Source organism: Vibrio sp. D404a (genome assembly GCF_030248535.1).
Classification (GTDB): domain Bacteria; phylum Pseudomonadota; class Gammaproteobacteria; order Enterobacterales; family Vibrionaceae; genus Vibrio.
This window is the reverse complement of sequence record NZ_JAHGAJ010000017.1, coordinates 70006-82492: the sequence shown is the minus strand read 5'-3', so window position 1 is coordinate 82492 and position 12487 is coordinate 70006. Positions and strand designations below refer to the sequence as shown.

Genomic DNA, 12487 nt, shown 5'->3' with positions numbered 1-12487 from the left:
CGGCCTGTTGTCCAAGCCGCTACTATTGTTGAGTATTAATACTACTGGTTTTGTAGTTTCATATACTCCGCAACGCCTTGCGCTACGGTTTTAAACTCGATGTCACAACCAGCAGCGCGAAGCTTGGTGAGATCGGCTTGAGTGAATTCTTGATATGCACCTTTTAAGTGTTCAGGGAATGGGATTGTTTCAATCTCACCTTTACCATGGTAGTTGATCACCGCTTTTGCCACTTCTTCGAAAGACTCAGCATTGCCAGTACCCAGATTGAAAATGCCAGAAACACCATTTTCTAAGAACCACAAGTTCACAGCGGCAACATCACCAACGTAAACAAAGTCACGTTTGAACGTTTCGCTACCAGCAAACAGTTTAGGGTTTTCACCAGCATTCATTTGATTATTCAGGTGAAAGGCCACTGAAGCCATGCTGCCTTTATGATCTTCACGTGGGCCGTAAACGTTGAAATAACGGAAGCCTGTGATTTGCGATAGTGTTTCATTATGCGCTGCAGCATCTGCCTGAAGGCGACGAACGTAGTTATCGAATTGTTGCTTAGAGTAGCCGTATACGTTCAATGCACCTTCGTACTCTTTCTCTTCGATGAAGGTATCTGTTTCACCGTAAGTTGCAGCAGAAGAAGCATAAAGGAATGGAATCTCGCGTTCAATACAGTAGTGAAGCAGCTCTTTTGAATACTCGTAGTTGTTAAGCATCATGTACTTGCCATCCCACTCAGTCGTCGCAGAGCACGCACCCTCATGGAAAATAGCTTCGATATGACCGAAGTCGTCACCAGCCATAATTTGAGTTAGGAAATCGTCACGATCCATGTAGTCAGTGATGTCTAGGTCAACAAGGTTCTTGAACTTTTTACCGTTCTTTAGGTTGTCGACAACTAGGATATCGTTGTGGCCAGCTTCGTTGAGTGCTTTTACAATATTGCTGCCGATCATGCCAGCACCACCAGTTACGATAATCATATTTTTCCTACTCTTTTGAATATAAAACTATCGCGAGTATAGCAAGGAATGAACAATACGGGCTAGTGGAATAATTCCTTAACCAGAGTATGATATGACAAGATTAGTTTTGAATTTTATTGAGTTAGTAACTCTAGGTTATAGGTCATATCATGAAGATTGCGGTTGCCGGAACAGGTTATGTAGGGCTATCAAATGCGATGCTATTAGCACAGCATCACGAAGTGGTGGCGGTAGATATTGTCGAAGAAAAAGTGACGATGTTGAACAATAAACAGTCCCCTATTGTGGATGCTGAAATAGAACATTTTCTAACGACTAAAACATTGGGGTTTACGGCGACGACAGACAAATCAGCTTACCAAGGTGCTGATTTTGTTATTATTGCGACCCCAACCGATTACGACCCTAAAACCAATTATTTCAATACCAGTTCTGTCGAATCCGTTATTAAAGATGTAATGAGTGTTAATCCTGATGCTGTTATGGTCATCAAATCAACCGTGCCGGTTGGTTATACGGCTCGAATCAAGCAAGAACTTGAATGCGATAACATTCTATTTTCACCCGAGTTTCTTCGTGAGGGTAAGGCTTTATACGACAACCTCCACCCTTCGCGTATTATCGTAGGTGAGCGTTCTGAACGCGCTGAGGTATTTGCTAACTTGCTTGTCGAAGGGGCAGAAAAACAGGATATCGAAGTGCTATTTACCGATTCAACAGAAGCTGAAGCGGTAAAACTGTTTTCTAATACCTATCTTGCAATGCGTGTTTCTTACTTTAACGAGCTGGATTCATACGCTGAAGCGCACGGGTTAGATTCGCGTCAGATCATTGAAGGGGTAGGGTTGGACCCGCGAATTGGTAACCACTACAACAACCCTTCATTTGGCTATGGGGGGTACTGCCTACCTAAAGATACTAAGCAGCTGTTAGCTAACTACCAAGATGTGCCAAACAACATTGTTGGCGCGATTGTCGATGCGAACCGAACGCGTAAAGACTTCATTGCAGAGTCGATAATGAAACGTTCGCCTAAGGTTGTGGGTATCTATCGACTGATCATGAAAGCGGGCTCTGACAACTTCCGGGCTTCTTCTATTCAGGGCATTATGAAACGCTTGAAGGCCAAGGGTATTGAAGTGGTGGTCTATGAGCCGGTTTTGAACGAAGAGTACTTCTTTAATTCAAAGGTATACACAGAGCTAGATGAATTCAAAGCCGCTTGTGATGTTATCGTCTCCAACCGCATGGTCGAGGAAATTAAAGATGTAGCGGATAAAGTCTATACTCGAGACCTGTTTGGTAGCGACTAGTTCTTACTTTATATCTTGCGAGCTAAACCGACCAGATGTTAACGGCTCGATCTATCTGTTTAGGGGCGATATACTAACTCTCTTAAACAGATAGGGATTCGAAATAAAAATGAAGACACGAGACAAAATTGTTTATGCGGCGCTAGAGCTTTTTAACGAGCACGGCGAGCGTAGTATTACGACCAACCATATCGCTGAACATATCGAGATCAGCCCTGGCAACCTGTACTACCACTTCCGCAATAAACAAGAGATCGTTCGTGATATCTTCACTCTATACTCTGCTGAACTTCTTGAGCGTTTTACCCCAATACAGGGGCAGCAAGAGAGCTTAACCCTTCTTAAGCACTATCTTGATTCTATCTTCACATTGATGTGGAAGTACCGTTTCTTCTACGCCAATCTGCCTGAAATTCTCTCTCGTGATGAGAAGCTGCATAATGACTACATGGCAGTACAAGAGCGCTTGCAAGCAAACTTAATCGCTATCATGCGTGCGTTTGTGGATTTGAACCTGTTGAAAGCATCAGAAGAAGAGATGAAGTCAATGGTGACGTCTTTGCATCTGATTGCTTCAAGCTGGCTGGCTTACCAATCAGCTATGTCACCAAAAACACAGATCACTGAACAAGTGGTTCACCAAGGTATGCTCCAGATGATTGCCGTCGTGAAACCTATCGCAACCACTCAAGGTTTTGAGCAGTTAACACTATTGGAAGATGGTGTTAAGGCGTTGAATGTAAAGTAGAAGGATACGAGTAAGCGAGATACGAGATACGAAGAGCTGAAAGAGCAGATTAGAGTGACGGGATACTTTATAAGCAGATACGAGTAAACGAGATACGAAAAGCAAAATCTGTTTTTAATCCCTTTGTCACTCGCTTACTCGAATCCGCTCTATGACTTATACCGTCATTCCCTACAGCGAGGGACGAGCGTGATAGGGAATCTTTTTGTATCGCTGAAGGTAAAATCGACGAATAGATTCCAGACATTTCGTTCCTCAATTCTGGAATGACGAATCCTGAAAAAGTTCCAACTTGAAATGAGATATTGTAGTGTGGGTATTCCGCTGTTCGCCACTCGCTTACTAGCATCTCGAATCTGCTTTTAATCTCTTCGTATCTCTCATCTCGTTTACTCGCATCCGCTTTTATCTAACCAACCAACTCTTAGGATTTTGCGCTTGGCTGTTTCTGCGGATCTCAAAGTAGAGTGATGGGCGAGATTGGCCGCCAGTATCACCGGCAAGTGCGATGGCTTCGCCGGCTTTTACCTTATCACCTTCTTTTTTAAGAAGAGCTTGATTAAAGCCGTATAACGTCATATCACCTTTACCGTGGTCGAGTAGCACGACCAAGCCGTAGCCACGCAAATACTCAGCAAATACCACGGTGCCAGAATAGACGGACTTCACTTGTTGGCCATAGCTGGCGTTAATCACCATGCCTTTCCAATTTACTTGTCCGGTTTGGCGACTTCCATAGTTATGTAGAACTTTGCCTTTGACTGGCCAAGGCAGTTTGCCTTTACGTTTGGCTAGACCATCCATAGGAACCGCATTGCGTCTCTCGCGAGCGGCTTTTTCTGCTTTGGCAATTTCTGCCTTTAGACGAGTCTCGTTACGTTGCAGCTCTGCAAGGTAGTTCTTGTCGCCAGAAATGCTTTTCTTGATGCTGCCGACGGTTTTCTTACGCTGGACTTGAGTTTTAGCGAGTTGGTCACGTTTAGTCGTTTGCTGTTTGAGTAGAGATGTAATTTGTTCTTGTTCTGCTTTACGGAGGCGCTGGCTCTCTTCAAGTTCAGCTTGAGTCTGTTCAATCGCTTTAATCGTTGTGGTGCGCGCTTTGGCTAGATGTTGGTAGTAATGACTAATACGATCTTCTTCGACACCAGTATTAAGAATGTGGGAAGAGGCTTTAGCACGACGCGTCATGTAATAAGTTTGAATAAGCTGCTCAAGCTTTTGGGTATGAACTTGCTTCTGAGTAGTAAGCGCTTGAATCTTATTATTGAGTTGCTGAATGTTAGCGTTAGCATTAGCAAGCTGCTTTTTACTTTCCTTAATGCCTTTTTCAAGTGAAGCAATCGAGAGCTCTTGCTTCTTGAGGTTGGCTTGTAGGCTATCAAGTTTCTTCTGTTGAGAAGATAGAGCCTGTTGCTGTCGAGAGATCTCGCTCTTAACACCCTTCAACTCACCTTGAGAAGCTGCATGAGTAGAGATAGAAAACATCGCACTAGAAAGTAAAATAAGGCCACTTATAGCTTTAATCTTTTTCATTGTTTTTGTCATCTAAGTTACAGCCTACTCATTAAATTACTACTAGTGTATAGAGCTATCTATGTGAATGTTGATATAGAGATTCCAGATACTTTAGAAGCAGATACGAGTAAACGAGATTCGAGATACGAAGAGCTAAAGATCAGTGACTGCTTTTAAGCCTTTCGTATCTCGCTTACTCGCATCACGAATCTGCTTTTATTCTCTTCGCCACTCGCTTACTCGCATCCCGAATCCGCTCCTAAATCCCATCCCCATGAATAAAGTTCTGAGATCGCCCATTAAACCCTTGGTCCATATCCAGTGATGGCTTGTCTGTTTTCGGTTTACCGACAATCTTAGCTGGAACTCCTGCAACCGTAGTATGAGCAGGAACAGCTTGCAGAACCACAGAACAAGAACCGATTTTCGCACCTTCACCAACTTCAATGTTACCCAAGATCTTAGCACCTGCACCAATCATTACACCTTCGCGGATCTTAGGGTGACGATCGCCGCCTTCTTTACCCGTACCACCTAAAGTTACGTCTTGCAGGATAGATACATCGTTTTCAACAACCGCAGTCTCACCAATCACAATCCCGGTTGCGTGATCGAGCATGATTGCTTTACCGATACGAGCTGCTGGGTGAATATCCACTTGGCAAGCAACAGAAATTTGGTTTTGTAGGTAAGTCGCTAGTGCAATACGGCCTTGTTTCCACAACCAGTTTGCAACGCGATAGCCTTGCAGGGCATGGTAGCCTTTAAGGTAAAGCAGCGGCATAGAATACATCTCAACAGCAGGGTCTCGTGTCACGGTCGCGCAAATATCACAAGCGGCAGCATCGATGATTGATTGATCTTCAGCAAAGGCTTGCTCAACCACTTCACGTACCGCCATCGCTGGCATAGAAGCCGTTTTAAGTTTGTTTGCTAGGATATAGCTTAACGAAGCACCGAGACTGTCATGGTTGATAATGGTCGCATGATAAAAACTCGCAAGCATAGGCTCTTGCTCAGACTGCTCTCGAGCTTCCTTTACAATGCATTGCCAGACTTTTTGTTGTTCACAGTGTTTCATTTTTTCTATCCATTCTTAAAGCAAGTGACGAGATGAGGGATGCGAGATACGAAAAGCTAAAGAGCAGTGACGAGATTAGGGATACGAGATACGAAAATAAAAACGAGGCTCTTCGCCACTAGTTTACTCGCATCCCGTATCTGCTTTTAATCTCTTCTCATCTCGCTACTCGCATCCCGCATCTGCTCTTTTAACCTTCCGATTTCTTATCTCGAGCCAGCAGATCTTGCGCTGCTAAGTGTGCGTCTTTTCCTTGATACAACACTTGATAAATTTGTTCAATAATTGGCATTTCAACACCCATGCGTTCAGACAGCAGCCAAACCTCTTTGGTGTTGCGATAACCTTCCACAACTTGGCCGATCTCTTCTTGTGCGGTATCGACATCCTTGCCAGTGCCTAAGGCTAAACCGAAGCGACGGTTGCGTGATTGGTTATCGGTACAGGTGAGTACCAAGTCACCTAAGCCAGCCATACCCATGAAGGTTTCAGGTTTTGCGCCTAGTGCTGCACCTAAGCGACTCATTTCAGCGAGGCCACGAGTGATTAATGCAGTGCGAGCATTGGCACCAAAACCGATGCCATCAGACATGCCAGCACCAATCGCGATAACGTTTTTAACCGCGCCACCTAGTTGCATACCAATGAAATCATCATTCGCGTATACACGGAAGGTTCGAGTGCAGTGAATCTTCTCTTGTAGCTCTTTAACAAACTCTTGGTCTGGTGAAGCAACTGAAATCGCAGTCGGCATACCTGCCGCAAGCTCTTTAGCAAAAGTAGGGCCAGATAGAACAGCTAATGAATAACCATCACCAAGCACGTCGCTTGCAACGTCTTTCAGTAGGCGACCTGTTTCAGGTTCTAGCCCTTTAGTTGCCCAACAAATACGTGAATCTGCTTTTAGGTGAGGCTTTAGGCTGTTCAGAACAATACCAAATACATGGCTTGGTACCACAACAAGCAGGTCTCGGCTTGCTGATACAGCTTTCTCTAGATCTGACTCAATAATTAAGCTTTCTGGGAAGTCGATGTTTGGCAGGAACTCGTGGTTAGCGCGATCAGCTTCTAAGCGAGCCATATGCTCAGGTTCATGTCCCCAAAGCACGATGTTGGCACCATTACGTGCAAGAGAAATCGCTAAAGAAGTGCCGTAGGAACCAGCGCCAATCACCGTCATGGCGATCTCTTTGCCATAAGCGTTATTTGCGTCATTAGTGCGAGTTGTGTCTGTCATGCTTCCACCTGAAATTCTTGAGGAAATGAGAAGAGTATCTTTCTACTATATCGCTAGAATAAAAGCGATAAAATAAAAAATGCACACCGCATAAGTTGCGCTGTGCATTTTTAAACGGTCGGATTAAGCCTTATGTGGCATTAAGCCTTGTATAAATTAAGCTTGCTCGCCTTCGGCTTGCTGAGCTTGGTTTTGAAGGTAGTTCATGAACAGAGCGTCGAAGTTAACTGGCGCTAAGTTCAGTTGTGGGAACGTACCTTTAACTACTAGGCTAGAGATAGTTTCACGAGCGTATGGGAATAGGATGTTCGGGCAGAATGCACCTAGGCAGTGTGCCAGTTGACCAGCTTCCATTTCGCTTGCAGTGAAGATACCACCTTGTTGAACTTCACATAGGAATGCTGTCTCTTCTGCGTTCTTAACTGTCACAGTAAGACGTAGGATAACTTCGTAAACGCCTTGGCCAAGTTCACGGCTTTGAGTGTCTAGGTCCAGTTTTACATCTGGGTTCCACTCTTTTTGGAACATATCTGGCGAGTTTGGCGCTTCAAAAGAAACGTCTTTTAGGAAGATACGTTGGATTGCGAAGTTTTGTTGTGCTTCTTGAGGTGCTGCTTCAGCCATTTTCTTGTCCTTAAAAATTTACATTGGGTTCCGTAATCAAAATGAAGTTACGTAACCTGAAAAACGAGTATATAGATAACCGTGTTACCAATTAATGCTACTAGGAGTTACTTCTTACCCTTAACTAAAGGTAGGTTCGCTTCACTCCAAGCAACTAGGCCATTCTTCAGTAGGCTCACGTTTTCAAACCCAGCTTTTGCTAGTAGGTTTGCACTTTCTTGAGCGGTTTGACCTGTTTTACATACCACAATGATTGGGTCTGCTTTGTGGCTTTCAAGGCTACCAAAGTTATTTGCTTTGATATCTGAAGGCAAAATGTGAAGTGCGTCAGTAATATGACCTTTTTTGTATTCATCTTTAGTACGAATATCAACCACAACGCCATTTTCACGGTTCATCAGTTGCGTGGTTTGCGCAGCTGTGATCTCTTTGTAAGCCGCATTCGATGTTTTGATGACATTCATAATGATGGCAACCACTAAGCCAATCCATACTATGGCTAAAATCATATTCTCTTGAATAAAGGGTACTAACTCTTGCATATCTTAAACTCTTGTCGTTTGGGGCTAGAAACTATACCCAAGCCTTTTGAGGTTACTTTGGTATATGGTTCTGGAGTATAGCGATAAAGGATTACAGAATACAGAAGAAGCCGAGGGTTGTGAGGAAAGGCGCGGAATAAAACAGTTTCTGCCTACAATTTATACATTTACTTGAACAAACTTATTCACTATTATGATCAATTAGTTGTTTAAGCTGAACAACTAATGGAGGTTAAAAGTTAGCCTCTACATATAAACGTTTATATTTTAATGGGAATCATTATGAAAAAGATGGCTCTAGCGGCAGCACTAGCTGTTAGCTTTTCAAGCGGTGCTTTTGCAGCGGTTGAAACTGCAGCAGCAGGTACTGGCGCTTCAACTGGCGCAGCAGCGGGTGCAACAGCGTCAACTGTAGCTGCAGGCACGGCAACAACTGTAGCAGTAACAACGGCAGCAGTAGCAGTAGGCGCAGCAGTAGCAGTAGCTTCTAATGATGGCGGCGCTACAACAACAACTATTACTAACTAATTTATTTGTTGGCAATGCAAAAGCCATTTTATGTGAAAGCATAAAGTGGTTTTTTTATATTAGTATTGGGGTAACCACCCGGCTAGGAAGCAAAAGATCATCATGATTAGACCTATTATCGCCTCTCTAGGCTTGTTGCTTGCGGGCTGTTCCCAGCAGTTCCAAGACTTAAACGCTACTTTCAATGAAGCAATGTTTGGAGATGCAGACGTTTCCACCACGGCTGAATACATCCAAGAGCTACCCTACGCCAGTATTTATGCGCAGATTAACGATCAAGGAAAGATATTTATGGTTTTGGCCTTTGTTGGGAAAAATCCAGAAACTGGCGCTGAGCAACTAAAGTGGATGTCTTCTGATAAAGCGATGATCGTGACCGAAAATGGCCGCGTGGTTCAAACTTTATTACTGCCTTATGAAAATCTATCAGGTCTTAGTGTAAATCCTACAAACGCTCTGATACCTGATTTTGACCTATCAGCTCAGCCTAAAGCACAACAGTGGCAAGTCACTTATGATTGGCAGCCAGATTACCGATTTGGCTACAGCGCTGACATTGTTAGAACTTACATAACCCAAGAAACGGTACAAACACCGCTAACAGCTATTCAAACAAGCAAGTTTATCGAACAAGTAAGTTACCCAGCACTGGGAGAGCAGATTGAAAATGAATATTGGGTTAACAGCGATGGAAAAGTTGTAAAAACGGTTCAGTACCTTGGCCCAGATATGACTCGCTTAGAACTAACCCTACTTAAGCCTTATCAAGCGAACTAACCGGTGGTGATAGACAGCATGAAATCATTAATGAAATTTGGTAAGCGCGCTTTATGGGCTTCGCTTTGTTCTTCGTTATTCCTATCAAGTCTTGCACACGCCCTTTCTTTAGAGCCAAAAACTCAGGAACTACAAGAAGCACAACTTAGCGTTGAGTTGCCTATTCAAGGTGTCACCCTCAATTACTCACAGCCTGTTCGTTTAGAGCAGGTGTTGAATGATGCTAGTGCCAATGGAGCGTCAGGTTACTTTCCACTGTCAGCACAATTGTTTGATCGTAACGCACAGCAGCAAGTTGATAATTTAAGAGCCCAAGTGATTGAACAGTTGAATCAATTGGCCCTTCAAGAACCGCAAGTAAAGGCTGTGATTGCACAATTGGAATCCTTTGAATATCAAGCACGTTATTTTGTCGATCTAGACAGAAACGCAGTGATCTCGCAACCAGAGAAAAATTCGCTATTGGTTTCAAAGAGTAGTGCGCTTAAATTAGAACAGCCAAACAAAGCGCAACGCTTTGACTTGTATCTAACCCAAAGACCAGTCGACCTAACTTTGGTTGGTGCTGTAAAACAAGCACATAAGCTCAAGTTGATTGAGCATGGCCAGTTAGATAGCTACCTCTCTGTGTTACCAAAAGGTGAATTACTTGAGGTTGCGGATAAAAGCACAGCATTTGTCATTCAGCCTGACAGCCATGTTAATGAGATAAGCTACGCCTATTGGAACAGTAAACAAGCTTACTTCGCACCCGGTGCAATTTTGTTTATTGCTTTTGATTCTCTACCTTCTGAGTTTTCAACTTTGAATCAAAATATTATTGAGCTTCTACGTCATAAGGTTAATTTGTAATGTCGGCTAATCAATCATTCCCATTAACTCTTCTTGCTAGTTCGATTACGGGTGCTTTACTGGCTGTCAGTAGCTTTGCTGCTACTGCGCAAGACTTTTCTGCAAACGAGAAAGAGCTGACGCCTTCTGAAGTCGAGGTTTCAAGTTTCAACGCTCCAACTCTAAAGCATTCGCAAACCAATTTTGGTGGCGTGGGTTTAATGCAGATGCCAACCGCTCGTATGGCTCCAGAGGGTGAATTTAACTTAAGTGCATCGTTTAACAACGAGTACTACTTTTACAATGTTAGCCTACAAGTAATGCCATGGTTGGAAACAACAATTCGTTATACCCAAGTTCAAGACCTACTCTATAGTGGTGACGGTAGTGGAGACTGTTCTCAAAATAACTTCAGTGGCTGTACAAAATACACTGATAAAGGCATCGACTTTAAAGTTCGTTTAATTGAAGAGGGCTATTACCTACCAGAATTATCTGTCGGTGTTCGTGATTTTGGCGGTACAGGTCTGTTTGATGGTGAATTCGTGGCTGCCAATAAGCGATTTGGCCCATTAGATGTGACTTTAGGTATGGCTTGGGGCTATATGGGCACCAGTGGTAATTTTACCAATCCGTTTTGTAAGGCCAGCGATAAGTTCTGTGACCGATCATCAGACACTAAAGGTAATGGTGGTATGGTGGACTTTGAACGTTGGTTTAAAGGAGACGCGGCAATCTATGGTGGTTTAGAATATCAAACACCATATAAGCCACTAACGTTAAAACTCGAATACGATAGTAACGACTACTCACAAGACTTCCCTGTAGTTCGTGGCGGTGTTGATATGACGCAGCATACCCCCTGGAATGTAGGTGTTTTATATCGCTTTAATGACTGGGCAACAGCTAAGGTGAGTTATGAGCGTGGTGATACGCTAACCATGGGCTTTGATTTAACCACCAACTTCAACGAAATTGCATCTGTTTGGCGTGATACTGAAGCTGCAGAACTTCGCCCTACTCAAGCCAGCAGTATGGATGAGGTTGATTTAGCTAAGCTAACAGAAGAGCTGGATACCATTGCAGGCTATGAGCAAGCGCAGGTTTTGGTTGATGATAAGACGTTGGTGGTGAAAGGTGAACAGGTTAAATACCGTGACCGTGAAGTGGCATTAGAGCGCGGTGCAACCGTAATCGCCAACCATGTCCCAAATTATATCGATACTTACCAAATTGTTGAAGCCAGCAATGCGGGCGAGCTTTCACAAACGGATATTGATGCTCAACAGTTTAAGAAATCTGCCAGTTACTCGTATTTAGACTCTGATATCAAAGACTCTACTCAAAATAGAGATGTAGCACCAACTTCAGCAGTGGAGTACCACGATGCACGAGAACGTTTTGACGTGTCAGTATCTCCAAATTTAGCCCAATCTTTCGGTTCAGCGGAAGATTTTTATCTGTATGCGTTAGGCTTGTATACCAATGCCTCTTTCTGGGCGACCAATAATATCGAGCTATCGGGCTCTCTGTATATCAATCTAATCGATAACTACGATAAGTTTAATTATGAGATTCCAGAAGATGGCACGGCTCAAACTCCTCGTGTTAGAACACTTTTCCGTTCTTATGTAGATGAACCTGTGCGGCTAGACCGCTTGCAGCTAACTTGGTTCGAAGATTACGGTAGTGGTGTTTATAGCCAAGCATACGTGGGTTATCTTGAGAGTATGTTTGCCGGTGTTGGTGGCGAAGTGCTCTATCGCCCGTACAATAGTAACTGGGCTATTGGTGCTGATTTTACAGCGATTAGCCAACGTGATCCTGATAGTTGGTTTGAAACCTTTGATGAAGAAGTTCAGTTCCATGAAAAAGATCAGACTTACTATAAGGTTATCGATAAAGGTACCACAGGTTTTGTTACAGGCTACTACATGCCACAGTGGGAGTTCTTAAATGATACGCTATTTAAAGTAGGCTTTGGTAAGTTCCTAGCCGGTGACGTAGGTACTCGCATCGATTTCTCAAAACAGTTTAAAAGCGGCGTGATTGCCGGCGCATTTGTGAGCTTAACCGACCTAAGCGAAGAAGACTTCGGTGAAGGCAGTTATACCAAAGGCTTCTATGTATCGATTCCATTCGATTTGTTGACTGTAAAACCAAGTTCAAGCCGAACTCAGTTCACATGGCAACCTTTAACCCGTGATGGCGGTCAGGTATTGAACAAGCAGTACAACTTGTTTGAACAAACCGACGCAAGATCACCATGGTTCCAAAGACCAAGTAACGTGGAATAAAGCGAAGG

At 43.5% G+C, this 12487-nt stretch carries 11 protein-coding genes and 1 pseudogene; 6 read left to right on the top strand and 6 right to left on the bottom strand.

Annotated features, from left to right (window positions below; genetic code table 11):
* Positions 1 to 41 precede the first annotated feature (41 nt).
* Positions 42 to 983, bottom strand: a complete 942-nt coding sequence (gene rfaD / locus KI655_RS10605; RefSeq protein WP_285404516.1) for an ADP-glyceromanno-heptose 6-epimerase — start codon at positions 981 to 983, stop codon at positions 42 to 44.
* A gap of 152 nt (positions 984 to 1135) precedes the next feature.
* Here rfaD and KI655_RS10600 point away from each other — a divergent pair, with 152 nt between their 5' ends.
* Complete coding sequence (locus KI655_RS10600) at positions 1136 to 2299, top strand: nucleotide sugar dehydrogenase (protein ID WP_285404514.1); 1164 nt, start codon at positions 1136 to 1138, stop codon at positions 2297 to 2299.
* A 109-nt stretch (positions 2300 to 2408) separates the two neighbouring features.
* Positions 2409 to 3047 carry a TetR/AcrR family transcriptional regulator gene (locus tag KI655_RS10595; protein ID WP_285404512.1) on the top strand — a complete coding sequence of 213 codons (639 nt, stop codon included), beginning with the start codon at positions 2409 to 2411 and terminating at the stop codon, positions 3045 to 3047.
* A gap of 405 nt (positions 3048 to 3452) precedes the next feature.
* Here the strand turns inward: KI655_RS10595 and KI655_RS10590 are convergent, their stop codons facing one another.
* The 5 genes from KI655_RS10590 to KI655_RS10570 all read right to left on the bottom strand — a co-directional run bounded on the left by KI655_RS10590 (position 3453) and on the right by KI655_RS10570 (position 8046).
* Entirely contained in the window at positions 3453 to 4592 is a 1140-nt protein-coding gene (locus KI655_RS10590) for a murein hydrolase activator EnvC (RefSeq protein ID WP_285404510.1), read from the bottom strand.
* 229 nt (positions 4593 to 4821) lie between these two features.
* Entirely contained in the window at positions 4822 to 5643 is an 822-nt protein-coding gene (gene cysE, locus KI655_RS10585) for a serine O-acetyltransferase (RefSeq protein WP_032551183.1), read from the bottom strand.
* 190 nt (positions 5644 to 5833) lie between these two features.
* On the bottom strand, positions 5834 to 6880 hold the full coding sequence (gene gpsA / locus KI655_RS10580; RefSeq protein ID WP_285404508.1) for an NAD(P)H-dependent glycerol-3-phosphate dehydrogenase: 1047 nt from the start codon (positions 6878 to 6880) through the stop codon (positions 5834 to 5836).
* Between the two features lie 156 nt (positions 6881 to 7036).
* A complete protein-coding gene (gene secB, locus KI655_RS10575; protein WP_032551186.1) occupies positions 7037 to 7504 on the bottom strand; it encodes a protein-export chaperone SecB in 468 nt (155 codons plus the stop codon).
* A 107-nt stretch (positions 7505 to 7611) separates the two neighbouring features.
* Positions 7612 to 8046: a rhodanese-like domain-containing protein gene (locus KI655_RS10570; RefSeq protein WP_150870387.1), complete on the bottom strand. Its 435-nt coding sequence runs from the start codon at positions 8044 to 8046 to the stop codon at positions 7612 to 7614.
* Positions 8047 to 8328: 282 nt separating this feature from the next.
* Between KI655_RS10570 and KI655_RS10565 the strand changes: the two genes are divergently transcribed.
* The 4 genes and pseudogenes from KI655_RS10565 to KI655_RS10550 all read left to right on the top strand — a co-directional run.
* A complete protein-coding gene (locus KI655_RS10565) occupies positions 8329 to 8574 on the top strand; it encodes a hypothetical protein (RefSeq protein WP_285404505.1) in 246 nt (81 codons plus the stop codon).
* A gap of 102 nt (positions 8575 to 8676) precedes the next feature.
* Positions 8677 to 9351, top strand: coding sequence for a YjbF family lipoprotein (locus tag KI655_RS10560; protein ID WP_285404503.1), 675 nt, complete (start codon positions 8677 to 8679; stop codon positions 9349 to 9351).
* A gap of 18 nt (positions 9352 to 9369) precedes the next feature.
* A complete protein-coding gene (locus KI655_RS10555; RefSeq protein ID WP_285404501.1) occupies positions 9370 to 10203 on the top strand; it encodes a capsule biosynthesis GfcC family protein in 834 nt (277 codons plus the stop codon).
* Between the two features lie 170 nt (positions 10204 to 10373).
* Positions 10374 to 12479, top strand: a pseudogene (locus KI655_RS10550) (YjbH domain-containing protein); the annotation flags it as partial.
* Positions 12480 to 12487 lie beyond the last annotated feature (8 nt).